This window comes from Arenibaculum pallidiluteum (assembly GCF_017355985.1).
Classification (GTDB): Bacteria; Pseudomonadota; Alphaproteobacteria; order Azospirillales; family Azospirillaceae; genus Arenibaculum; species Arenibaculum pallidiluteum.
Genome location: NZ_JAFIQU010000002.1, coordinates 129,521 through 153,886 on the forward strand (window position 1 = coordinate 129,521; position 24,366 = coordinate 153,886).

The 24,366-nt window shown below is 68.9% G+C and carries 19 protein-coding genes; 7 read left to right on the top strand and 12 right to left on the bottom strand.

The window, feature by feature from the left end; all coding sequences use genetic code 11:
* Positions 1 to 11: 11 nt before the first annotated feature.
* From JUB13_RS04660 to JUB13_RS04675, 4 genes are all read right to left on the bottom strand, one after another.
* Complete coding sequence (locus JUB13_RS04660) at positions 12 to 3,350, bottom strand: hypothetical protein (RefSeq protein WP_207477558.1); 3,339 nt, start codon at positions 3,348 to 3,350, stop codon at positions 12 to 14.
* A gap of 171 nt (positions 3,351 to 3,521) precedes the next feature.
* Positions 3,522 to 4,289, bottom strand: coding sequence for an ABC transporter ATP-binding protein (locus JUB13_RS04665; RefSeq protein WP_207477559.1), 768 nt, complete (start codon positions 4,287 to 4,289; stop codon positions 3,522 to 3,524).
* Between the two features lie 3 nt (positions 4,290 to 4,292).
* Positions 4,293 to 5,159 (bottom strand): ABC transporter permease, encoded by an 867-nt coding sequence (locus JUB13_RS04670; RefSeq protein WP_207477560.1) that lies wholly within the window; start codon positions 5,157 to 5,159, stop codon positions 4,293 to 4,295.
* 184 nt (positions 5,160 to 5,343) lie between these two features.
* Entirely contained in the window at positions 5,344 to 6,225 is an 882-nt protein-coding gene (locus tag JUB13_RS04675) for an FkbM family methyltransferase (protein WP_207477561.1), read from the bottom strand.
* A gap of 226 nt (positions 6,226 to 6,451) precedes the next feature.
* Here JUB13_RS04675 and JUB13_RS04680 point away from each other — a divergent pair, with 226 nt between their 5' ends.
* The 5 genes from JUB13_RS04680 to JUB13_RS04700 all read left to right on the top strand — a co-directional run bounded on the left by JUB13_RS04680 (position 6,452) and on the right by JUB13_RS04700 (position 10,678).
* The gene (locus tag JUB13_RS04680) at positions 6,452 to 7,291 is read left to right on the top strand and encodes an FkbM family methyltransferase (protein ID WP_207477562.1); all 840 of its coding nucleotides are present in this window, start codon (positions 6,452 to 6,454) and stop codon (positions 7,289 to 7,291) included.
* A 135-nt stretch (positions 7,292 to 7,426) separates the two neighbouring features.
* A complete protein-coding gene (locus tag JUB13_RS04685) occupies positions 7,427 to 8,152 on the top strand; it encodes a glycosyltransferase family 2 protein (protein WP_207477563.1) in 726 nt (241 codons plus the stop codon).
* Positions 8,153 to 8,602, top strand: coding sequence for a GtrA family protein (locus JUB13_RS04690; protein WP_207477564.1), 450 nt, complete (start codon positions 8,153 to 8,155; stop codon positions 8,600 to 8,602).
* Positions 8,603 to 8,829: 227 nt separating this feature from the next.
* The gene (locus JUB13_RS04695) at positions 8,830 to 9,510 is read left to right on the top strand and encodes a hypothetical protein (protein ID WP_207477565.1); all 681 of its coding nucleotides are present in this window, start codon (positions 8,830 to 8,832) and stop codon (positions 9,508 to 9,510) included.
* Positions 9,511 to 9,514: 4 nt separating this feature from the next.
* On the top strand, positions 9,515 to 10,678 hold the full coding sequence (locus tag JUB13_RS04700) for a glycosyltransferase family 4 protein (RefSeq protein WP_236024742.1): 1,164 nt from the start codon (positions 9,515 to 9,517) through the stop codon (positions 10,676 to 10,678).
* On the opposite strand, the gene asnB is transcribed toward JUB13_RS04700, so the two are convergent.
* On the bottom strand, positions 10,675 to 12,633 hold the full coding sequence (gene asnB / locus JUB13_RS04705; RefSeq protein WP_207477566.1) for an asparagine synthase (glutamine-hydrolyzing): 1,959 nt from the start codon (positions 12,631 to 12,633) through the stop codon (positions 10,675 to 10,677). The genes JUB13_RS04700 and asnB overlap by 4 nt on opposite strands.
* A 6-nt stretch (positions 12,634 to 12,639) precedes the next feature.
* Positions 12,640 to 13,740: a glycosyltransferase gene (locus JUB13_RS04710; protein WP_207477567.1), complete on the bottom strand. Its 1,101-nt coding sequence runs from the start codon at positions 13,738 to 13,740 to the stop codon at positions 12,640 to 12,642.
* Positions 13,741 to 14,084: 344 nt separating this feature from the next.
* Between JUB13_RS04710 and JUB13_RS04715 the strand changes: the two genes are divergently transcribed.
* Both JUB13_RS04715 and JUB13_RS04720 read left to right on the top strand, forming a co-directional pair.
* On the top strand, positions 14,085 to 15,407 hold the full coding sequence (locus JUB13_RS04715) for an MATE family efflux transporter (protein WP_207477568.1): 1,323 nt from the start codon (positions 14,085 to 14,087) through the stop codon (positions 15,405 to 15,407).
* Between the two features lie 201 nt (positions 15,408 to 15,608).
* Positions 15,609 to 17,762 carry a hypothetical protein gene (locus JUB13_RS04720; RefSeq protein WP_207477569.1) on the top strand — a complete coding sequence of 718 codons (2,154 nt, stop codon included), beginning with the start codon at positions 15,609 to 15,611 and terminating at the stop codon, positions 17,760 to 17,762.
* 229 nt (positions 17,763 to 17,991) lie between these two features.
* On the opposite strand, the gene JUB13_RS04725 is transcribed toward JUB13_RS04720, so the two are convergent.
* The 6 genes from JUB13_RS04725 to JUB13_RS04750 all read right to left on the bottom strand — a co-directional run bounded on the left by JUB13_RS04725 (position 17,992) and on the right by JUB13_RS04750 (position 24,098).
* The gene (locus JUB13_RS04725) at positions 17,992 to 18,339 is read right to left on the bottom strand and encodes a cytochrome P450 (RefSeq protein WP_207477570.1); all 348 of its coding nucleotides are present in this window, start codon (positions 18,337 to 18,339) and stop codon (positions 17,992 to 17,994) included.
* Between the two features lie 219 nt (positions 18,340 to 18,558).
* Positions 18,559 to 19,278, bottom strand: coding sequence for a response regulator (locus tag JUB13_RS04730; protein WP_207477571.1), 720 nt, complete (start codon positions 19,276 to 19,278; stop codon positions 18,559 to 18,561).
* Between the two features lie 113 nt (positions 19,279 to 19,391).
* The gene (locus JUB13_RS04735) at positions 19,392 to 21,926 is read right to left on the bottom strand and encodes a two-component system VirA-like sensor kinase (protein ID WP_207477572.1); all 2,535 of its coding nucleotides are present in this window, start codon (positions 21,924 to 21,926) and stop codon (positions 19,392 to 19,394) included.
* A complete protein-coding gene (locus tag JUB13_RS04740; protein WP_236024772.1) occupies positions 21,926 to 22,852 on the bottom strand; it encodes a cytochrome-c peroxidase in 927 nt (308 codons plus the stop codon). Before JUB13_RS04740 ends, JUB13_RS04735 begins: the two co-directional genes overlap by 1 nt.
* Positions 22,853 to 23,225: 373 nt before the next feature.
* On the bottom strand, positions 23,226 to 23,495 hold the full coding sequence (locus JUB13_RS04745) for a DUF1127 domain-containing protein (RefSeq protein WP_207477574.1): 270 nt from the start codon (positions 23,493 to 23,495) through the stop codon (positions 23,226 to 23,228).
* Positions 23,496 to 23,816: 321 nt separating this feature from the next.
* A complete protein-coding gene (locus tag JUB13_RS04750) occupies positions 23,817 to 24,098 on the bottom strand; it encodes a hypothetical protein (RefSeq protein WP_207477575.1) in 282 nt (93 codons plus the stop codon).
* Positions 24,099 to 24,366: the final 268 nt, after the last annotated feature.

The following is a 24,366-nucleotide window of genomic DNA, read 5'->3' on the forward strand; positions in this document are numbered from 1 at the left end:
GCGCGCCCGGCTCACGCCCGGTTCAGGTCGACCCTGGATATCCGCAGGCCGGCAGCGCCGAGATGGGAGATCCGGATCTCGACCGTCGCCTCGGCGTCTCCGCCGCCGACCCTGAACTCCAGGCGGACCGGCCCCGCCTCCAGCTCGGAGCGTCCCACCTCGCGCTGTGCGACGATGCGGCCGTCGGCCACCGCCTCGAGCGCAAGCACCGGGATGCCTGGTATCGACGGCCGTTGCGCGCTGCCTTCCAGCTTCACGGCATAGCGCCCGGGCAGAAGCTTCACGTAGGGGCCATAAAGCACGTGCCCGGACGGAGCCGCCGCATCGACGACGACCGCTCCCGCCTCGTCCCGCGCGATCCCGGTGCGCGACAGTCTCGCGAGGATGGGGCCGGGCCCGTCCTGTTGCCCGCCTTCCGCCGGTGCCGGGTCGCCGTCTAGCGCCGCGAGATCGACCGCCGAGATCTCGAGACCGGACACTCCCAGCCGTGCCATGCGGAACTCGGCCTCTCCGGCGCCGCCGATGCGGAGCGCCTGATGGTGAGGCACCGAGAAGCACAGGCGCGCCTGTCCCTGGGCGAGGTCCGCCCCCGTGACCAAGGTCCGGCCCAGCTGGTGCTCGCCGCCGACGACGCATTCCATGGTAGCCGCCGGCACGTCCGGCGCCGCGCCATCGGCGCGGCCGCGCGCCGTCAACTGGTAGCGCCCGCCCGGAAGGCGGAGATAGGCGCCATGAAGGAAATGCCCGTCCGCCCCGCCCGCCGGCACCTGGATCGTCCCTTCCGTCCCGGCCTGCGCCGCAGGGCCGAGCCGCATCTGCGGCAGGATCCGGCTCGACATGGTGCCGAGGCGCTCGGCGAGGGCGAGCCACTCCCGCGCGGTCGTCGCACGGCCGCGGCGGAACGTCCAGACCGCGCCCGTCACATGCCCGTGCTCTCCCAGGAAGACGAAGGCGCCGCGCCCGTCGGACCGGACGTCCAGCCGCTCCAGCGTCGGCGGGCCGGCGGCCGCCTCCTCCCCGACCGGATGGAGCCCCGTCAGCTCGGCCAGTGCCCTCGGAAGGGCGGAGGGTTGCCCCAGGACGACATCCGCGGCGATCGCGAGCAGCCCTCCGACGCGCAGATGGGCATCCGCCCAGGACAGGATCCCCGCAATCCCACCCGGCCCATGCGCCATGATGACGTTCTGCGGCAGGAGGACGGCGTCATGGACGGCGTCGAGCTCGGGTTGGACCAGTTCGACCCGCGAGGACCGCCCGATGGAAAGCGGCGCGCGCCAGCGCGGCAGCGCCTCGGCCTCGACCGCGCCGATCGGGAGGATTCTGACCTGCCCGATGCTGTCGCTGAGCGCCCCCGCAAGAGGTTCCGGCGCGGCGGCGACCATCAGGACGCGGGCATTCTCGCGCAGCAGACCCTCTTCGCCGAGGACGCGGAGCATCTGCCCACGCTCCCAGAGCCATCGGGTGCGCTCGAAATAATCGGCGCTGCCGGGGCCGAAGAATCTCAGGACGGGGCCGACCCATTCCGGATCCTCCCAGTCGAGCACATCCGCCATGGCGGTTGCGGACCACTGGCGCGGCTTCTGCACCTCGGCCGCACCCAGCAGATCCCTGGCGGCTCCGGCCGCCTCGGGCGCGTGCGGCACCACCGAGTCCAGGCCGGGGAAGGACAGCGCGGCGCGCAGCGGAGTCGCCGCCGCCGCGAGGTCGGGTGCGAGCGGGCGCCCCGCGGCCGCGTCCGCCAGCAGGCGCGCCACCATGCGCTCCACCGTCGAAACCTCGGATCGCACCGGCCGGGCACGGCCCTGCCGCTCGGCCAGCCAGGCGCCGAAGGCCTCCCGCGGATTGCTCCCGCGCCCGCCCTGCGGCACGTCGGGCATCTGGATGAATCCCTGGCGCACCCGGGTCGAGAAGGGGGTCTGGACCAGCGACAGCGCCCCGGCCGCGACCGGCTCGAAGGCGTTGTGGATCGCGTTGACGATCACGAAGCGCCGCGGCGTCGCCCCGCCCGCGACCGCCTCCCGCTCCGCCTGGACCGCGCGCTCGAAGGCGAGCCGAAGGCCGGCCAGGCGCTCGGCGTCCTCCGCCGGCTCCGCCCCGCCATCCTCCGAAGGGTTGCCGACCTCGAAGACGAGGAGCCCTGCGCGGTCCAGGGCATGCGGATCGACCGCCGCCCCTTCGCCGAGCGCGGCGAAGGCGGGTTCGACCATGATGGGACCCGTGAAGCCCATGGCATCCCACACCCTGCGGAACAGGGCGAGGGTTCGCGGCCGGCACCCGTACCATGCCAGCGCCAGGCCGCGCGGGAACGGGTTCAGGAGATCGGCGAGATAGGGAAGCACGTGCTCGGGGACATAGCGGCGGTCGTCGAAGGTGCGCTCGTCCTTCTGCGTCACGTAGGCGTCCGCGGGCGCCTCGGACAGGACGGCGGCCAGGACCTCCGCGAAGGCGGACGCGCGCGCCCGGCTCGGCCGGAACTCCTCGATCTCGCAGTCGGCCAGTCCCCAGCGTTCCGCCTGGTCCGGCAGACCGGGTTCGGTGACCTCCTCGACGAAGCGAACCCAGTCGTTCTCCGTCCGGCTGCCGCCATGGGTCGCGGTAGCCGTGCGCGTGTGGCCGCAGTGGTAGCCCGACAGCTCGTGCTCCAGCAGCGTGACGCCGCCACGCAGCAGCGAGATGCGACGTGCGATGTTCGGGTCCAGATGCCAGCCCAGCAGCATCTCTTCGTCGAAGCCCTGCACCGCGAACAGGTCCTCGCGCAGGATCAGCTGGAAGTCGCCGGGCGAATCCACGAGATGCGGGGGCGACGTGCGGACGATCTCGCGCAGGTGAAGCCGCTGCGCGACCCCGTCCAGGCTTCCGAGGATCGCCTGGGGATCGCGCCGGTCGAAACCCTCCCACAGCGATTCCGGCAGCTCGTAGCGCGGCAGGTGGTACATGCCGTCGGCGAGGCCGCCCGCGATGGATCCGAGGGAGCGGCCGGGCCGGGCCGGCACGAAGATCATGTCCGTGTTGGTGCAGAGGATCCAGCGGTTATCGGGATTCGAGCGCCGGATCGCCACGTTCCGGGCGATCGCCTCCAGGACCGGAAGATGCGTGCGCGTGGTGAAGCGGGCGTGATGTTCGGGACGGATCCGCAGCACCCGAATGCGCGAGAGCGCGCGCTCGGTGAGCATGTCCTGGACCGCCTCGACGAAGGTCGGGTGGTCGTCGGGCGTGTTGTAGTCGGCGAACAGGATCTCGTCGCCCGGGTCGTCCAGCAGTTCCGCGATGCAGTTCAGGCTGAGGACGGCACGCTTGTGCAGGTTGTAGCCGTGGCTGTCGTTGCGACCATAGACGACGATGGAGAGCATGCCTTTCCCGCGAACTGCCTTGTGCAGCCCGAGGCTGACGCCGACCCGCGAGCTGCTTCCATTCCTGATCCAGCACGGTCTCGCTGCGTCCGATGCCGTGACGGGACCGCCTCGAATTTTCGAGGCCGGGGCGGCTCGCTATCCGGCATCCCATCCGGACCGCGCCCTGCCCTAGCCGACGTGTTCCCCGGCCTGACGACCGTGGTAGAGGGCGATCACCTCCTGCACTGGGCCGAAGGCGAGCATCGCGCCGCGCTCCATCAGGATCGCCTTGTCGCACCATTCCGTCAGCAGCGTCTCGGTATGCGAGGCGAGAACCAGGATGCTGGACCGTTCGACGAAATCCGTAAGCCGGCGCCGCGCCTTCTCGAGGAAATGCGCGTCCCCCGCCAGCAGCCATTCGTCCATCAGGAGGATCTCGGGGTGCGAGGCGGTGGCGACAGCGAAGGCGAGACGCAGCGTCATGCCGGCCGAGTAGGTCCGGACCGGCATGGACAGGTAGTCGCCGAGCTCCGTGAACTCGGCGATCTCCTCCATGCGCTCACGGATCTCCTGGGGGTGCATCCCCATGAGAAGCCCGCGCATGCGGATGTTCTCGAGTCCCGTGGCATCTGGGTTAAGGCCGAGCCCCACGTCGAACAGCGGCGAGACGTGCCCCTCGATGGCGACTTGGCCGGAGGTCGGCTCGTAGACCCCCGCCATCACGCGCAGCAGGGTCGTCTTGCCTGCGCCGTTGGAGCCGATGAGCGCGACCCGGTCCCCATGCTCGATGGTCGCGCTGATCCCGTTCAGGGCCTTCACGGTGACCCTGTTCGCCGCGTCGCGCGCGATGCCGCCGCCTGTGCCGGCGCGCAGAAGCGCCTTCTTCAGGGACCGGCTGCCGCCCTGGTAGATCGGGAACTCGACCGAGACGTTCTGGAGCGATATCGATGCCTGCACGTCTCAGACCCAGTATGCGATGCGGGAGCGGAACTTCGCGAACAGCGCGAGCGCCAGGGCGCAGCCGCCCGCGCTGACCGCGAGGGCGACGACCCAGCTCATCGCGTGCGGCGCCTGCCCCAGCAGCGGCGCCCGGATCAGGTCGACGAAGGCGAAGAACGGGTTCAGATGCGCCAGGTATTCGTTCGGGCCCAGCAGTTCGGGCTTCCACAGGATCGGTGTCATGAAGAAGGCGATCTGGATCAGGCTGGCGATGATCTGCGGAATGTCGCGAAAGCGCGCGCACAGCATTCCAAGCAGCAGCGCGACCCAGATCCCGTTCGCCGCCACCAGCGCGATGCCCGGCACGACCAGCAGGGTGACCGCGCCGACCGGGACGTCGAACAGGAACAGGACGACCACATAGACCACGAAGTTGTGCGCGGCGATGATCAGGGCGCGCCAGACCAGCCTGAAGGCATGGGTGGAGAGCGGCAGCCTGATCTGCTTGATGATGTTCTCGGCCGCCACGAAGGTCTGGCAGCCGTCCGTGATCAGGGTCGAGATCAGGTTCCAGGCCAGCAGCCCCAGCGTCAGGAACGGCAGGTACTCGCCGATCTCCATCTTGAACAGCGCCGAGTACAGGACCCCCATCGTGGAGATCATGATCGCGGTGCTGATGGTCAGCCAGAAGGGCCCCAGGAGCGATCCGCGATAGCGCTGCATCACGTCCTGCCAAGCCATGGCGCTCCACAGCCACCGTCGGGACATGCCGTCGGTGATGTCGTTGAGCGCGAGGCGCATGGGCGTCCGCTTCGGTGCCTGCCCGGGTGCCACGTCGCGGCCGGCCTGGGATGCAGCGCCTGCGCCGGCGGCGGTCAGTCTGCTCATGATGTGGTTTTCTTACGGCGTCAGGACACCTTCGGCCAGCCGGAACGAGCGATGCCTCGTTGCGCGGCCGCGGACCGACGAGCCTCAACAGAGGGCGGGACTCTAGCCGGGTGGCCCCACCTGTCAAGCGCCGGCACCCCCATGCGGCATGGTGCCCGGGGTCGCCGTTTGGCTGGCGTCCCGGTCACGAAGCGCGCTCGGCCGAGATGCAGGTCACGTAGGGCAGCGTCTCGGCCGTGCTCAGCAGCTCGGCCACGGACATCGCTCTGGCGCCTTCGGGCAGGAGCAGCCGGAAGCGGAAGCCGAGCTGCCCCAGCCCGTCCAGGACCTCCTTCGCGGAATGCCCCTGCCCCGCCCAGCCCGACGGGCTCAGCTCAATGACGAGTCGGAGGCGGCGCGACCGTTCGATGGTTGCCCGGGCACCGGCGAGGACCTCCGGCTCGAAGCCCTCCACGTCGATCTTCATCACATGGACCTCCGGAACCTCGGCCAGGGCGCCATCCAGCGTCCTGACCTCGACCTCGACCGGGACCAGCCCGGATGCCGTCGCATCCGCGGCGGGATCGTTGGTGATATAGCCGCCGCCTGCCGCGTTGCGCGAGGTCCAGAGCCTGGCCCGTCCGGGCCGCGAGCCGAGGGCGCAGGCATGGGCGCGCCCCGCCAGGCCGTTGATGGAGAGATTCTTCGCCAGGAGCTCGTGAAGGCGCGGGTTCGGCTCGAAGGCGTGCACGAAGCCCGACGCGCCGACGACGCGGCCCGCGATCACCGAATAATAGCCCATGTTCGCCCCGGCATCGACGAAGACCGAGCCTGGCGCCAGAACGTCCGTGATGTGCGGCTCGATCCACGGCTCCCATCGCCCGTGGACCATCAGGCTCACCGAAATGTCCAGGCTGTCGGTATCGACGACGAAATGCGACCCGTCATGGAGCTGCACCAGGGCGGAGCGGTTCCCGAGATAGCGATAGGGCGGCTGGCCCGGCTGCCGCGGCTCCCTCGGACCCTGCTCGGGCGGGGCGGCGAGATAGCTCCGCGCAAGACGGCTCAGCACGGATTTCAGGACCATTCCACCTCCGGAACAAACCGAGCGACGGAGCCTCCTCGCCCCGTCTCCTGCGGTCATCGGGGCTGGTTCTATCCGCAAGCGCAATCCTGCCCAAGGCTCCTTTCGGGTGGTCCCTCGTTCCACCTGCGCAGGGCGCATCGGTGCAGGCCGCTTCGCACGGCCTTGTGAGCGGCCGCGCGAGCCGATATCCAGGGCCCCCTCGGGCTTGCACCACCTGGACGGGACCATGCTGGCAGGACGCGTTGCAAGAAGCATCAGGACCCTGGCCTACCGATCCGGCCTGTTCCATCCCGCCTGCCTTCCTGTCGACGGCGGGCGATGGCTCGTTAGGACAGCGCAGGGCTTTCCCCTGTACTGCCTCGCAGCGGACCAGTCGGTGTCGCCGGGCCTCGCGCTCTCGGGAATCTGGGAACCGCGCGTGACCCGCGCGTTCGAGCGCTGCATCCGGTCCGACAGCGACGTTGTCGTCGAGGTCGGCGCCAATATCGGCTACTTCACCGTGGCGATGGCCCGCCGCATTCCTGCGGGAAGGTATTTCGCGTTCGAGGCCAATCCGGCCGCCTTCGGACTGCTGAAGTCCAACATCGCGCTGAACCTGCTGTGGAACGTGACGGCAGAGCAGAGCCTCGTCGCCGACCGGAAGCGGAGCATCGAGTTCAACTGCCTCGGCCGTCATCTGGGTTCCGGTTCGATCGCCGACTTCGGCAAGGACTATCTGGATGCCCATGCCGACACGAAGACCACCATCGTGATGGAGGCGATCACCCTGGACGAGCGGCTGGCCGGCACCGGCCGCGTCGACGTGCTGAAGATCGACGCGGAAGGGGCCGAGCCCCTGATCCTTGCCGGCGCCCGCGACCTGATCCGGAACAACCGGAATCTCCGAATCGTGATGGAACTGAACGGGCCCATGGTGGCGAACTTCGAGGATCCGCAGAAGCTCGTCTCCTCGCTGGTCGACCAGGGCTTCGAGGTCTTCGAGATATCGCATGCGCGCCAGCCGCGAAGGATCGCATGGCGCGAGATCGACGCCCGCCGCCAGTACGAGCTCATGTGCACCCGCTGACCCGGCGCATTGCATCGTGCAGCGTCCGGTCGCACCGGCGATTGGATTTGCGCCCGCCTTGCATCCTGGCGTAATAACCGCCCCAGAGAACACATATCTTCCCCGGCCGACCCCTCCTCCCGGCGACTGGATCCGATGACAGCCGACAAGCAGGCGATCAATCCCGACAGCTACGTCGTGTCGATCGTCATCCCCTGCTACAACGAACGCAGCAGCATCCGCGAGATCGTCGAACGAGTCCGGTCGTCGAACGTCCCCCGCAAAGAGATCATCATCGTCGATGACTGTTCCGTCGACGGCACCCGCGACATCCTGCGGACCGAGATCGAGCCGCTGGTGGACAGGGTCATCTACCACCAGCGGAACCAGGGCAAGGGAGCGGCGCTGCGCACGGCGTTCGCGGCGGCCACCGGCGATGTCGTGCTGATCCAGGATGCGGATCTCGAATACGATCCCACCGACTACCCGAAGCTGCTGGGACCGATCCTGAACGCCGGAGCCGACGTGGTCTACGGCTCGCGCTTCGTCGGCGGCGAGGCGCACCGCGTGGTCTATTTCTGGCACATGATGGGCAACCGGTTCCTGACCCTGCTCTCCAACGCCTTCACCGACCTCAATCTCACGGACATGGAGACCTGCTACAAGGCGTTCCGCCGCGAGGTGATCCAGTCGATCCGGATCGAGGAGGACCGTTTCGGCGTCGAGCCGGAGATCACGGCCAAGCTCGCCAGGAAGCGCTACGTGTTCTACGAGGTCGGCATCTCGTATCATGGCCGCACCTACGAGCAGGGCAAGAAGATCGGGGTCAAGGACGGCTTCCGAGCGCTGTACTGCATCGCGAAGTACTCGCTGGCGGGGTAGATGGCCGAGCTGATCCGGAGCGTCGGACACTACGTTCCCGCCTTTGCGGTCTATGTGGGCGTCGGCGGCGTCAGCGCGCTGGTCGAGTGGGCGGTCTTCCTGGCCGTCTCGACCACGACCGGCATCCACTATGTTCCAGCGTCCCTCGCAGGATTCACGGTCGCGACGCTCGTCAACTATCTTCTGTCGACGCGTGTCGCCTTCCTGCGCAGGGGCAGGTCGGCCGCCGAGGAGTTCGCGCTGGTCTACATCGTCAGCGGAGTGGGCCTTGCCATCAATCTGGCGACCATGGCGTTGCTGGTCGAATGGGCGGTCCTGCACACCATGCTGGCCAAGATCGCGGGCACGGGCGTGGCATTCCTCTGGAACTACGGCGCACGCCAGTTCTACATATTCTCCCGCCAGCCGCGGTGGAGCGCAGCTCCCACCCCAGCGCCGCGCCAGCCCTGAGAGGGATCGGCGGCCGCCTCTTCCGGGGTGCGCCACTTCAACGGGCGGGGTGGTAGCCCCATGTCCTGACAGGAGCGCCCTGATGGTGCCCGGCGGCTGGCAAATTCGTTTCGGCTCAGCAACCCACCGCCGGGGGGATCGTCTACCCCTTTTGTGCAGCGCCGTGCTAGTATGGAAATGCGCGTTGCCCCGAAGCCGTGGCGCGGTTCAGGACGAGTCCCAGCACGATGAACGTGATAACCCGCTACGTGCTGCTGGCTCGCGTGATCGAGCAGTGCGACTACGCGCTCCTCGCCGGGACCAACATCGTCTCGGCCCTGCGGCAGTGGAAGCCGGCCTCTCCCGAGGACGCGAAGCGGCGCCACCTGCTGATCTGGTTCCATGTTCAGGCCTTCGTGGTCGCCGTGGGCAACGTTGCGAAGATCCTGAATCCCAGGCCGGTCCGCGCGACGCGCACCCTGCCCCGCCAGGAGGCCGAGCGCCGGACCGAGGAGATGGAGCGCCGCGCCGCAAGCCTGCGTACCGAGCTCGGCATCTCCGACGACAGCATCATCCTGAGCAAGCAGGTGCGAAACCGGTTCGAGCATTATGACGAACACGTCCACGCCCTGGACGTCTGGGGCCAGGCTCCGCATTTCGACATCATCGACAAGGCCATCGTGCCGCCCGGCTTCATCCGGATCCAGGGCAAGAAGGCGTCGTACCTGCGCGCCATCGACCCGCAGACCCTGACGATCAGCTTCCTCGATCAGCCGATGCCAGGCTCCATTCCCGACTATCTCCGCGAGCTTTCGGCGCTGCGCGACGCGGCGACCGCCATGCAGACCAAGCTCTCGGGCCCGGCTCCGGCCGCCGAGAGCGACCCGGAGGGCGGGCCCGCCGATCACACCGGACAGGGTCAGGAATAGCCTCTTGCCGTCTCACCCGAAGCTTCTCTACCTCGTCACCGAGGACTGGTACTTCTGGTCCCACCGCCTGCCCATGGCGCGGGCGGCCCGCGAGGCCGGCTTCGACGTGGCTGTCGCGACCCGCGTTGCAGCCCATGGCGAGCGGATTGCTGCCGAGGGATTCCGGCTTCACCCCCTGCGCTGGCGCCGGCGCAGCCACAACCCCTTCGCCGCTCTTGCCGCGATCGCCGAGATTGCCGGCCTCTACCGGCGGGAGAGGCCGGACATCGTCCACCACGTGGCCTTGAAGCCGGCGGTGCTCGGCGGCATCGCGGCCTGGATCGCCGGCATCCCGGCCGTGGTCGGCGCCCTGACCGGCCTGGGCTTCGCCTTCACCGATCCCGGGCCGCGCGCGGCAGTGATCCGCACCGCCATCACGGCGGTCCTGCGGCTGCTGAGCCGGCGGCATGGAACGGTCCTGCTGCTGCAGAACGGGGATGACCTGGAGCGGCTGCTGGCGCTTGGGGCCGCCGTGCCCGGGCACACCGCCGTGATACGCGGTTCCGGTATCGATCTCGGCCGCTATCCCGCGCTGCCCGAGCCATCCGGGCCCGTCACTGTCGCCTATGTGGGGCGAATGATCGCGATCAAGGGCCTGCGTACGCTTGTCGAAGCGCACCGGCTTCTGCGCGCCCGCGGCTCGGATACGCACCTGCTGCTGGCCGGTGCGCCCGATCCCGAGAATCCCGGATCGCTGCCGGAGGACGAGCTGCGCCGCCTGGCCGCGGAGCCGGGCATCACCTGGCGCGGGCATGTGGACGACATCCGCACCGTCTGGGCCGAGGCCCACATCGCCGTGCAGCCCTCGCTGGGCGGCGAGGGGCTGCCCAAGAGCCTGCTGGAGGCCGCTGCCTGCGGCCGGCCGGTGATCGCGTCCGACGTTCCGGGATGCCGCGAGATCGCGCTCCCCGGCGTCGACGGGCTGCGCGTGCCCCCCGGTGATCCCGACGCCCTGGCGGCGGCCATCGCGACCCTGGCTGACGACACCGCACTCAGGGCGCGGTTCGGCGCGGCGGCGCGACACCTGGTCGAGGAGTGCTTCGATTCGGCCGCGATCGGTGCCGAGACGGTGGCGCTCTACCGGCGTCTGCTGGATGGACCGGCAGCGCCCGAGCGGGGCTCCGGCTAGGCAGCCGCCCTGATGCCGGCCCCCTTCTGGGCCTCCTGCCAAGCCTGCAGCATCAGCACTGTCCAAAGGGGCTGATGGAGATTGCGCCGGCCCGACAGATGCTGCGCCCAGGCAGCCCGCACGGGTACAGGATCGATCAGCCCGCCTTCCGCCAGACGCCTCTCGGACAGCAGCGATTCCGCCCAGTCGCGGAGCGGCCCGCGCAGCCAGGCCGCCAGGGGCACGCTGAAGCCCATCTTCGGGCGCTCGACCAGCGCCTGCGGCACGTGGCGGTAAAGCACGCGGCGCAGTGGCAGCTTGCCCCCATTGGGACCCAGGAGCGCCTCGCGCGGGAGGCGCCATGCGAACTCGACCACCCTGTGGTCCAGGAGCGGCACGCGGGCTTCCAACCCGACCGACATACTGGCGCGGTCCACCTTGGTCAGGACGTCGTCCGGCAGATAGGTGAGCAGGTCCAGGTAGCGCATGCGCGCGACGGGGTCGGCGAGGAAGCCGGCAGCGCCCTGCGCCATCACGGGGCTCGGCGCCTCGGCCTCGGCGCGCACGAGATCCAGCGGAGCTCGCCACTGGCTGACGACTTGGCGATAGATCGCGTCAGGGCCGTCGGCGCCCAGCGCGTCCAGCGCCTTGTGGGCGCGGTCGGCAAGCTGCGCCGGCCGGATCCGGCCGGGAATGGCACGGCCGATCGCCTGCCAGACGTCGGGGCTTAGCGCGCCCAGCGCGCGCGAGGCGAGGCACCGCAGCGGACGCGGGATCGGCGCCAGCCGGCGCCACATCGCCGGCACCGCCGCGTGGCGGTAATAGCCCGCGAACAGCTCGTCGCCGCCATCGCCCGACAGGGCGACGGTGACGTGCTGGCGCGTCAGCGCCGAGAGCAGCAGCGTGGGAATCTGCGAGATGTCGGCGAAGGGCTCGTCATAGTGGCGCGGCAGCTCGGGTACCAGGGCCAGCGCGTCACCCGGCGTAGCGATCAGCTCGGTGTGGTCGGTTCCCAGATGGCGGGCCACGGCGCGGGCATGCGCGCTCTCGTCGAAGCCGGCCTCCCCGAAGCCGATGGAGAAAGTGCGCACGGGCCTGTCGGCCTGCGCCTGCATCAGCGCAACCACCGTAGAGCTGTCGATTCCGCCCGACAGGAAGGCGCCAAGGGGCACGTCGCTCACGAGCTGCAGGCCGACGGCATCGCGCAGCAGCGCTTCGAGCCTGTCGGCGATCTCCTCGGGCGGCGCCCGCAGCGGGTCCCCCTGCCCCGCTGCCGCGACCTCCGCCAGGTCCCAGAAGCAGTCGAGCCGGGGTTCGCCGGTCGCGGGTATCGTCAGGATGTGGCCGGGCGGCAGCTTGTGGACGCCGTGATAGATGCTGCTCGGCGCAGGCACGTAGGCGAAGCGCAGATAGGCAGCGACCGCGGCGGGGTCGATGCCGAAGGCGCCGGGGGAGCCGGCGCGCAGGGCCTTCAGCTCCGAGCCGAACAAGAAGGACTCGCCTTGCCGCGCCCAGTACAGCGGCTTGATGCCGAGCCGGTCGCGCGCGAGGTACAGGCAGCGCTCCTGCCTGTCCCACAGCGCCACGGCGAACATTCCGTTCGCGCGCTCCAGCGTCTCCCGCACGCCCCACAGGGAGAAGCCCTCCAGCAGCACGGCCGTGTCCGAGCCGCCGCGGGGCGGCCTTCCCGCGGCCTCGAGCGCGCGGGCGAGCTCGCGGAAATTGTAGATCTCGCCGTTGTAGACGGTCGTCCAGCGGCCGTCGGCGGAGGTCATGGGCTGATGGCCGGCCGGCGACAGATCCACGATCGCAAGGCGGCGGTGTCCCAGCGCGACGCCGACGCGCGGGTCGGCCCAGGCGCCGGCGCTGTCAGGACCTCGATGGCTCAGTGCACCGGCCATGGCCCGGACGCGCCGTTCCAACGCCTCGGCGGGCATGGCGGCATCGCGCTCGAAGATGCCGGTCAAGCCGCACATATGCCCTCACATGCCATAGGCGTCGAGCGTCTGCTCGACCATGTCGTCGATCCGCAGGCCGAGATCGAAGCTCCTGCGCCCGGCCTCGCCGAGCCGGTTGCGTAGCGCCGGGTCCCGCAGGCGAAGCATGGCGGCTGCCAGGCGCTGGGGGTCCTCGGGCGGAACGAGCAGCCCCGTGACCTCGTCCTCGACGAGCTCGGGAATGGCGCTGACGCGGCTCGCAACCACCGGGCGCGCGGCGGCCATGGCCTCCAGGAGGACGAGACCGAAGCCTTCCCAGCGCGAGGACAGCGCGAAAGCGTCGAAGGCCTTCATGTGGAGCGGCACGTCGGTGCGCTGCCCGGCCCAGATCACCTGGGACCCGACGCCAAGCCCGTCGGCCTGGGCGCGCAGCTCGCCCTCCAGTGGCCCCGACCCGACCATCACGAGGCGTGCTCCGGGCCCAAGCTCCGCGCAGGCGCGGGCGAAGGCGGTGAGCAGGACGTCGAGCCCCTTCTGGCGGACCAGGCGGGCGACGGTGCCGAAGACCGGAACGCCTTCGGCCACACCCCAGCTCTGCCGGAGAGCCTGAACCTGGTCGTGGCCGACGGTGTCGAAGGGTTCGGCATCGAGGCCGTAGGGGATGACGCTCATACGCTCGGAGGGCAGGCGCCACGGGCGGTCGGCGAAGTAGCGCTCGACGGCCTGGGAGATCACGATGATCCGGGCCGCGCGCGCCGCCGTCCAGCGCGCCAGACGCGTGCTGCCGGGAAGACGGGCGAAGGGCTCGTCGTTGTGCTTCGTGATCACGAAGCGCGTATGCCGGTCTCCGATCAGGGCGAGGCGGGCATACACCTCGGCAGGCGGCATATGTGCGTGCACGATGTCGGGATCGAGCTCGCGGATCAGCCGGCGCAGCGTTCTCAGAGGCGCGATATCGCCGTAATGCAGGAGCTTCAGCGGATAGACCCGAACGCCCATCTCCTCGAAGGTCCGGGCCCAGTACCCGTCGCCCTTCAGGAACGCCACCGCCACGTCCTGGCCACGCTTGACCTGTCCCCGGACGAGTTCCGCCAGATGGTTTTCGGCGCCGCCGCGGTTGATGGTCGTGATGACGTGGAGGATCATTTTGCTTGCGAGGGGCTGAGCCCAAAGGTCATACTTCGGCCGCGACGAAAACGCCACTGCCGGGCAGCCGCCGCCCACATCGGGGCGCTCCAAGCTCACCGAAATTCCATGAACCATTGTGCCCAGCCCTCCGGGGTGCGGGGCTGGCACGACCGATGCCGTTCCGCACGCAGCATGTGCGAAGTCCTCATGGACCTCTGCACAAGAGTTCGTACGCCGATCCGAGTTTACAACAGCCTAAGAACCCCGAATCGGAAATCCGGTCCGCGTGACCGCCGGCCGCTGCTGCGCCTCCCGGCGGCCGTGCGCCCGGCAGCAGGCGGGCGGGATTGACGCCGGAACGCATGAGAGCCGCGGCCGCGCCGCTCCTCGGCGGCGTCGCGGGCCGCCTGTTCCGCGGCGGCGCGGCCACCTTTCTGGTGAACGCGGTCGGCATGGCGCTGGGCTTCCTGCTGCAGGTGACCCTGGCCCATTGGCTCGGGGCTGAGACCTTCGGCGTCTACGCCTATGTCTGGACCTGGCTGAACCTGCTCGCCTGGGCCGCCGTGATGGGGCACGACATGCTGGTCCTGCGCGAGGTTGCGGCCCTGCGCGCGACGGCAGCCTGGGCCCTCCTGCTGGGCCTGCGCCGCCACGTCCGCCTCCTGGTCTCGGGCCTGAGCGTCGCGCTCGCGGCGGGCGGTGCCATGCTGGTCTCGGAATTCGCCCCGGATCGGGAGCTGAAGGCGACGTTCCTCGTCGGCCTCGCCGCGCTGGTGCCCATGGCGCTCTTGCGGCTCCATGCGGCGCTCCTGTGCGGGGTCGGCCGCGTGATCCACGGAATCCTTCCGGAGCGGGTGGGTCGCGACGCGATCGTCCTGTCACTGCTCGGCGCGGCCGCTCTCGGGGGGCTCGCGCCGGCGCCTCAGCTCGCCATGACCTTCACGGCCATCGGCATCCTCGCCGCGCTGGTCGCCGTGGTGGCAATGGAGCCAGCGACGATCCGCGGCGCGCTGCCGGGAACGCCCCGTGAGGCGCGCCCGCGCGCCTGGCTGGGTTCCGCGCTGGCACTGGGGACCATGGCCGGGACGCAGCTCGTGATGCAGCGCACCGACATCGTGATGTTGGGCGCCCTGGACGGGGTCGCGGGGGTCGGGATCTACACCGTCGCGGCGGCGCTGGCCGACCTCGTCTACTTCACCCATAATGCTGTCGGCTCGGTCTTCGGGTCGGTGCTTGCAACCCATTTCGCCCGCGGCGAGCGCGAGGAGATGCTGCAGGCCCTCCGGGTCACCGCGCGCTTGGGGGCCGGAGGCGGCATCGCTGCGGCGATCCCGCTGATCGCCTTCGCGCCGTGGATCCTCGACCTGTTCGGCCCGGGCTTCGACGAGGGCGCCATCGCGCTGCGAATCCTTGCCGTCGCCTTCGCGATCCGGTGCTTCATGGGTCCGGTCGCGCTGCTGCTGACAATGACCGGCCACGAACGGGACGCGGCGCGGTCATTCGCGGCCTCGGCCCTCGCCAACGTGATCCTGAACCTGGCGCTGATCCCTCCGCTGGGGATCTTGGGGGCGGCGCTGGCCACGGGAGCAGCCAGCCTGGGCGTTGCCGTGACCATGGCCGTTATGGCGAGACGCAGGCTCGGGATCACCCCAGCCCAGGCCCTCGGCTTCGGGAGGCCGGCATAGTCGCGGGCTCCTGCCCACCGCCTCCGCCCGCCCCGGGTTCGATTGACATCGGGAGCCCGTTCGATATTAAGAAGCGCCGCCCGAAGCGCTCGCGCCTCGTCCGAACGGCCGCACGCACAATTGGGGCCAGTCCTCATCGCAGCACGCAGGCCGGCCCACCGCACTCGCCGGGTCCACGCGTCACCACGGGATCAGTCTGATATGCCGCTTTCGCCCGCCTCCCCCCATTTGCGCTGGAATGCCGTCAAGGGGTGGGCCGCGGCCACGCTGCTGTTCCTCGCGGCGGTCACCTTCTGCTTCTTTGCGCTTTATTACGAACAGCTGATGCACAAAGGCTTCATCATCGATGACGCCTACATTTCCCTGCGTCATGCCAAGAACTTCGTCCTGGGGCACGGCTTCAACTTCAACGCTGACGAGAGGGTCGAGGGATACACGAACTTCCTGTGGACCCTGCTGATGACGCCGCCGCTCTACTTCGGCTATCCGGCGGAGCCGCTGGTGAAGGTGCTCGGCATCCTGTCGGCCGTGGGGATCATCGTCGCCGTCTTCCTGCTCGCGCGTCACACGGTGGGCACGCTGCCCGGCATCCTGCTCGCCGCCGCCCTGGCCCTGGATCCGCGGCTGGCCGTCCTGTCCACCTGGGGGCTCGAGATCACCTTCTATCCGATGCTGTACGGCTTCGCGATCTACGCGCTGCTCACCGGCAGGACCGTGCTGGCTGCGCTTCTGTTCGCGGGCGCATGCATGACCCGGATCGAGGGCGTCCTCCTGGTCGGCCTCTCCGCGCTGTACCTGCTGTGGTCGGACCGGCATCTCGCGCCCTCCTCAGGCTGGCTCGAGCTCCGGACGCTGATGCCCTGGACCCGCCGCTTCCTCGTTTTCTCCGGGGTATTCGCGGCCATCTTCGGGACGTATTTCGCGCTGCGCTGGGCCTATTACGGCTACATGCTGCCGAACACATTCTATGCAAAGGTCGGCACGCCCTGGAACAGCGCCGCGCGGGGACTGAAGTACATCCACGAGATGCTGTCGCGGATGGGCCTGTTCGGCGTCGTCATGCTCGCCCTGGCGCTCGCGGCAGGCATCGGCGTGTGGCTGCTGGTCCGCGCGATCCGCCGCCACCGCCAGGCCCTGGCGATCGAACCCCTGGCGGCCGACCAGAAGGAACGCGACCGGCTGCTGCTGATCGCCATGCTCTTCGTCTATCTCGCCTACACGGTGGCAGTCGGTGGAGACCACTTCGGCGAGAGGTTCATCTATCACGCTCTCGTCATCGTTCTGGTCGGCACGGTCGTCGCCCTGTCCTTCGCCGTGGACCAGGCCGCCCGCGCGCTCTCGTCCCGCCACCAGGGGATCCAGGCGGCACGCCCGGTCCTCCGGACCACCATTGCCAGCGTGGTGGCGGCCGTGGTCCTCCATGGCCTCGCAACCCATCCGCACCGCTTCGGGGACATGCCGGGACTGATCGGCTGGGCCTCCCTGGGCGTCTACCTCAAGAACAACGCCCCCCAGGGCGCCAGCGTCGCCACGGACGCAGCCGGCGCCATCCCGTACTTCAGCGAACTGCCCTCGATCGACACGCTCGGGCTCGGCGACATCCACATCGCCCACAAGAAGGTTCCCAATCTCGGCCGGGGGGCCGCGGGACACGAGAAGGGCGATCCCCAATACGTCCTCGACCGCAAGCCGACCTATTTCGCTTCCTGGGTCGGGCCGTCGGGCGAGATGGGGCGCGACTACAACCGGTTCTTCGACTACCGGACGAACTACGCCTTCGAAGGCCTCGTCGACATGGGCCGCTGGGACCTGAACGGGAACCGGGTGCATCTGGCGCCCGCCGGCGCGACGGAGGACGAGATCCGCGCCTTCATCAAGCGCCTGGCGCCGGAGGGATCGCCGTTCGGCCTCGCCAAGCGCCTGCCCGCGGCGCGACCCGAGGTCTCGCTGCGGCATTCCGACCTGCGCTCGCGACTCGTCGATCCCCTTCCGATCCTTCCCGACGCCATCCTGGTCGCCAAGGCCGGCCATCAGCCCACACACGTCCTCTTCGGGCCCTATTTCCGGTTCGGCCCAGGAAGCTACGAGTGGAAGGTGACGCTGTCCTTCGCCAATGTCCCGAGCGAGCCGACGCAGCTCTGCCAGTTCGAGGCGCTGTCGGGCAGCGGGCGGGGAGAGGCCGTGACCTATTCGGCTCCGTTGAATTCGGTCGAGGCCGCGGAGCGGGCGGAGATTGTCCTCTCGCACACATTCACCATCGCCGGAGAGGCCACGGATGCCGACCAGAACATCCGGCTGTGGTGCGAGGGGAAGGCTGACCTCGTCGTGAGGAGCGTGGTTGTCTCGCGGAAATAGGCCGGGTGAGCCTACAGGATCCCGCAGTCCCGCCCGTGTCGCAGCGCATTCCGGAGCTCGCCGCGCGCAAGGCCGATATCGTCGAGCATGAAGGCGTCAGCGCGTTTGAGCCGGCGGAACCGGCGCCGGAACCGGCGCCGGAGCAGGCGCCCTAGGGCCCTCCGGATGCGGTTCAGGAACACGCCCGCCCCCTCGTCCCGGCACGTAAAAGCGGTGCCAGCGCGCCGCCTCAGGACACGGACCAGCCGACGCGCAGTTCCGATACGCGACGGATGCCGGAATGCCCGGAGATCACGAACGGGGCGCCGATCGGGCGGAGCTGCGGCCGACGCTCCGCCTGCGCGGCCGGCCCTTCCTGCAGCTCCGCGCGTGCGCGTGCCTCGCCGAGGCACCGATGTGGCCCGGCACCGAACGCCATATGCGCGCGCGGATGGTCCGTGCGCCTGTTGTCGTAGCGATCCGGATCAGCATAGACGGCGGGATCCCGCATGGCCGGCAACGTGGAGGGAATGAGGCGGCTTCCGGCCGGGGTGACGTATTCGCCGATCTCGCGGTCCTCGAGGGTGAATCGCTGCATGTGCGCTTGGGCTTCGGACACGATCGTCGATCCCTTTCCCGGACCCGGATCCTGCGCGGCGCCGAGGCGCTGGTCCGGGACATGCCGGGCCTCGCGCCGACCGCTTGGTCCGGAGGAAACTAGGCCGAGCATGTTATCCGCCGATTTCAGCCCTCCGGGATCGCGTTACATCCGAAGGCGCGCCTCCGCGCCAGGGAGGCGGTTCCGCGCCGCGGGCGATTATAGGACCTCCACTGGAACCGCGAGCACGTAGCCGACACCACGTTCCGTCTTGATGAGCGTCGGATCGCTCGGATTGGCCTCGAGCTTGCGTCGCAGGCGCAGGATCAGCACGTCGATGCTGCGGTCGTAGACCTCCTCGTCGTGCACCCGGCTCGCCGCCAAAAGCTGCTCCCGCGTCAGGACCTGCTGGGGCGAACGCAGAAAGGCCATCAGGAGATTGAACTCGCCCGCGGTCAGCCGCAGCGCCTCGGAGGTCGGAGAGATCAGGCGGCGCATGCGCGTCTCGAGCTGCCACCCGGCGAACCGGTAGGTGTGCCGTTCGGCCCTGCGGCTCACCCGCTGCATGCGCTCGGCCCGCCGCAGAACGGCCCGGATCCTCGCGACGAGTTCGCGCAGGCCAAGCGGCTTGGTCATGTAGTCGTCGGCCCCGAGTTCGAGCCCGACGACCTTGTCCGCCTCCTCGCCGCGATGCCCCGTGACGATGATGACGGGGGCGTCCGTCGCGCCTGTGAGCTCCCGCATGAGATCCAGGCCGTTCTCGTGGGCCAGCTTCAGGTCGAGAACGATCAAGTCGACGGGCTTGCGCGCGACGATGCGTGCCATCGAGCTGCCGTCAGCCGCGGTGCTCACCTCGAAATCATGGCTGGCTAGATAATTGCTGATCATGTCGCGCATCGCCGGATCGTCATCCACGATGAGCACGTGCTTGGTCGCCATGTCTTCTGCACCTCACGCTCCGCGCCACCGGAGCGAATTCCGGTCGGTGCCGCGGCAGATTTACAACTGGAGTCCCGTGGCATTGCCCCGGCGTTTACGAATTGACCATCCCGCTATATCGGGATCTCGCTCCGGGATTTCTGGACGGCCGCAAGTTGCCTCGCGATGCACTCCGCGAGCGGTCGCGAACGCAGTGGCTTGCGCAGGACCTCCCGGATGCCAGCGGCCTGCCGGCGCGGCGTGCTGCTGGCCGCCGAATACCCCGTCATCAGGACGATGGGCACATCCGGGCTGATGCGGTGGAGACGACCCGCCAGCTCGGTGCCCGTCATCTCGGGCATGACCTCGTCCGTCAGTACGATGTTGAACCGCTGCGGAGCGGCCCGGAAGGCGGCAAGCGCCGCCTTGGGGCTGTCGAAGCCGACCGCCTCGTACCCGAGCGCGGCCAGCATCTCCTCGCCCAGCAGGACGAGCTGCTTCTCGTCGTCGATGATCAGGATCGTCTCGCCGCTTCCGCGCGGGGTAGGCGTGTCCACGACATCGTCATCGAGGACCGCGGGATCATCGGTCCGGGGGAAATAGGCCTCGAACGTGCTCCCTGCCCCGGGTCGGCTGCGGACGTTCAGTGCCCCGCCATGGCCCGTGACGATCCCGTGCACCGCCGGCAGGCCGAGTCCCGTGCCGCTTCCAACCGCCTTCGTGGTGTAGAACGGCTCGAAGATGCGCTCCATGGCGCCCGCCGCGATTCCATGGCCCGTGTCCCTCACCGTCAGGCGGACATAGCTTCCCGGCGCGAGCCGGCCGTGCGACAGCACCTGGTCCCTTATGATGTCGATGCGGTCGAGCCCGACCTCCAGCGTTCCCTGCGCGTCCATGGCATGCGCCGCGTTGGTGCACAGGTTCATGACCACCTGCTGCAGTTCGGTGGCATCGCCCATGATCGTGGCGTCCGGAGCCCCCTTGCGCAGCTCGAGGACGAGCGTCGCCGGGAAGGACGCGCGGATCAGCTCGATCGCCTCCGCAACGACCGGCGCGGCGGCGATCGGCCGGTACTGGCGCTCGCGGCGGCGGCTGAAGGCGAGGATCTGGTCGATGATCGCCTGCGCCCGGGTGCCCGCACGCATGATCTGCTCGACGTGTCGCCGCGTCGTGCTATCCCGGTGCATCGCCGACAGCGCCAGCTCGCCGTAGCCCAGGATCGCGCCGAGGATGTTGTTGAACTCGTGGGCGATGCCGCCCGCCAGGGTTCCCAGCGACTCCAGGCGGTGGGCCTGAGCCAGCCGCGCCTCCAGCGCCTCGCGCTCCTGCTCGTTGCGCTGGCGCTCGATCGCGTTGGCGAAGATCTCGCCGGCCATGCGCAGCAGGGCCAGGTCGTCCTCGGGCCAGTACTTCTCCTTCCTGAAGGTCTCGAAGATCAGATAGCCCAGGCGCCTATCTGGGTGGCCCAGCGGGATCGAAAGCCAGCTCCTCATCCCGCGGGAGATCAGGCTGTCCTTCTTAGGCCCATCCGGGAGCGAGGCCACGCGCGGCGCGTAGACCATCCCGTGGAGCCCCGCCATCGAGCCGGGAACATCCGTGGCCAGGGCCACAAGATCGCAGTACTCGCCGGTGGCATCCACGGTTCCGTCCCGCTGCCAGGCGTATTCCCGCCGAACCGAGGACTCCTCCCCGGCCGGGCCGATCAGGATGCGCGCGCGGTCCACATCTGCGTGCTCAGCCAGCCTGGCGAGCCCGTCGGCGATCTCCTCCTCGATGTGCTCCAGCGGGACGCTGATGAACCGCGTGGAGATGGCCGCGATCACGCCTTCGACCTTGAGGCGTTCCTCCAGGGTCTGGGCGTTCCGGCGCAGCTTCAGGACCAGGTAGCCGACATAGGCCGCGAGCGCCGAGGCCGCGGCGAAGAGGCAGATCCGGAACAACCCCGCGCGCGCCGCGGCGTGCCCATAGGCATCGAGGTACCGTTCCTGCAGGGCCTGGGCCCTGTCGATCATCGGCACGGCCTGCAGCCGCACAAGCAGTTCGTCCACCGCAGGCTGGAGCGCGACGATGATCTGCCCGTGCGCGATCAGCGTCCGCACGCCCTCGACCGAATGATAGCCCAGCGTCTGCAGGAGCGCGGCGATCTCGGGGATCGACTCCTTCCGTGAATCCAATGAGAAGCGGAACATCGCATTGGCGAGTTCGCCGAGTTCGGCCGCGGCTCTGCTGCCATCCGCCGCGATCGGTCCGAGACGACCGAGCATGTTGCTGAACGCTCCCAGCGAATTCTGGAGCAGCGCGTTCCGCGACTTGAACTCCTCCGTCGCCGTCTCGAGAGCGTCGATGGCGCCCATCAGCCCGGAGACCTCGCGCTCGATCGCGACGCGCGCGTCCCCTTCCGCGATCTGCCCGGCGGCCTGGAGGCTCTTGGCAGCGTGGTGCAGCGTATCGATGGATCGCACTAGCGGATCGTAGTTGCGCAGCATTCCTGCCCGGGCGCGCAGCGCGTCGCGCTGCAGCGACGCATTCTCGAGGTCGAGCGCCCGCAGCGCGTCGAGGATGCGGGCATGCTGCCTTTCGTTGGGCGTCGCGCTGTGCACCAGCAGGATTGTCAGGCCCAGCAGCAGCCCGAAGACGATCAGGAACGGAAATGGCGCCCGGATGAACATCAGGGCAGCCCGAAATTGAGAGGCTGCGGCTGCGGACCGTCCGGATGCTCGCCGGTCAGCGTCTCCAGGAACTTGACGATCAGGGTCACATCCTGGCGCGGGATCTCCCGGCCGAGCTGTTTGCGCGCCATTACGTCGACGGCCTTGTCCAGCGTGGCCACACGCCCGTCGTGGAAATACGGGGCGGTGACGGCAACGTTGCGAAGGCTGGGAACGCGGAACACGAACCGATCCTCGTCCCGGCCGGTGATGCTGTAGCGTCCGAGATCCGCATCGGTCGGAACCTCGCCGTTTCCGAAGCCGAAGGCCTGGGCGAAGATGCCGAACCTCTGGAACAGGTTGCCGCCGAAGTTCTCCCCCTGGTGGCAGGCCACGCAGCCATAGGTCTTGAAGAGCTGGTAGCCCTGCTCCTCGTCCAGCGTGATGGCGGCGGCCTCGCCGTTGAGCCGGCGGTCGAAGCGGGAGTTCGGTGTCACCAGCGAGCGCTGGTAGGTGGCCAGCACATCCAGAACGCCTTCCCGGGAGGGCACCGAGCCATAGATGCGATAGAATTCGGCGGCGTAGCCCCTGTCGGCGCGCAGCTTCGGGAGAACGTCCTGCCAGCGCGCGTTCATCAGGCGCGGGTCGGTCAGCACGGCCTCGTTCTGCTCCTCGAGGCTTCGGAAATTGCCGCGCCAGTTGAGCCGGAAGTTGCGCGCGGCGTTGAACACGGACGGCGTGTTGAAGTCGAGTGCCTTGCCGTCCGCACCGACCGCCCGCGCGAGGCCGTCGTCCCCACCCTGTTCGAGGATGTGGCAGGACGCGCAGGACCGGGTTCCGTCGCGCGACAGCCTGACATCGCCGAAGAGCCTGCGGCCGAGTTCCACCTTCCGGGGGTCGAGGTTCTCCGCCGAGGCGACCGGCGTCACCGGCTCGATCTCCGACATGTGCGCCAAGCGGCCGTCGGAGCCGGCGGGCAAGGAGAGCAGCGCAAGCCCCACGCATGCGATGCCGACGAGGGCAGCGCGCCTCCCGGCGAATATCCTGCCGGCGCGACTGCCCTCTCGTTCCTGCGGACAATCCCCTGGCAACGCGAGCATGACGCCGCCGCTTTCACGAGCAACCAAAGATCGTGACCAGTGTACACGGGTGCGGCTCAAAGGATCCACAGCCCTGCGCCTCCATCCGCCGTAGGAACATGCCGCCACCCGGCCCGCAGCGCGGCCGAGAACCGACATGCCGGCCAAGGCACGACGGGGTGGGGACGACGATCACGCCCGCCCCCTGCCCTGGCCGCGAAGCCGCCTGTGATCCCAGGCATCATCGCTCGACCTGGACGAACCGGACCGTCCCCTCGAGCTCGACACGGCGCAGGCCGACATCGCGCAGGTGGTGATCCGACAGCCTCAGGAGGCACTCGTGGTCCAGGCGCTGGCGGCGGTACTCCATCAACCGGCACCAGAGTGCGCGCAATGCCTCGCTGACCAGCACCACGCCGCCGCCATTGCCGTCGCGGCGCGGGCGCAGGTTCCCGGTCCCGCGGCGCGGGCCGGTGCGCTCGGGTGTCGTCAGGAAATGCATTTCATACATGGCGTCCCTCCGATCATGCGAGCTCTCGGCGCCTGAGTGCGTCGGGACGGGGCCTGGAGAAGCCGGCATCGAAGATGCCGTTGCACCGTGTACGCACTGTCCCGCGCGACTAGCTAGATGTCGGCAGCCCGTGAATGCCGCATTTCAAAGCCGGACTTTTCGGTTACATCCGAAACGTGAATCGCCCGTGCGGCGGCAATGTCACAGAAATCGTAAAACAATATTCGAGCCCGGTTCAGAGATCTGCATAAAAAATGAAGGCGCGACACATCGTGCCGCACCTTCGATGCCTAATCTTTGCCGATTAAATGCTTGTCGTCATTAGCGGCGCGAGAAGGGCCCGGTCACGGCCTGGTCGAAATTGTTCTTTGCGACTGTGTCGTCGGAACCGCTCCGGGCGTAGGACCGGCGCCGCATGGAGTCGACGGTCGGCGAGGTGTCGGGGCGCACGTCCCGCGCCTTTTCATTGGCATATGCATCACCCCGCTGCGAGAGTTGAACCGCGCCGCGGGAAGAGTTCCCCTGGGCAGGCGGCTCGTCTGCGACGGCTGCACCGGCCGCAAGAGAGATCGCCAGGGCAGAAGCGCGCAGAATAATCTTCATGATGAACCTCTATCGTTTACTCTAGCAGAATAGCGACTTCTCGGTCGCAGCCGGGAACATCGAACCAGCATGTTTCTCCTTTATGTGCAGTGCGGAATAATTCGTTACACTTGAAATTTTTTCCACGCCCGCAAAATGGTGGCCATCGAGCCTCCGAGACGGTGCTCGGCCTCGGGCGGCCACCCGCAGGCGATCGGGCACTTTCGGGCGTTGGGGCCGCCCTCCCCTCCGGCCATCCGGCAGGGGGCAACTCACGGCAGGCTTCGCC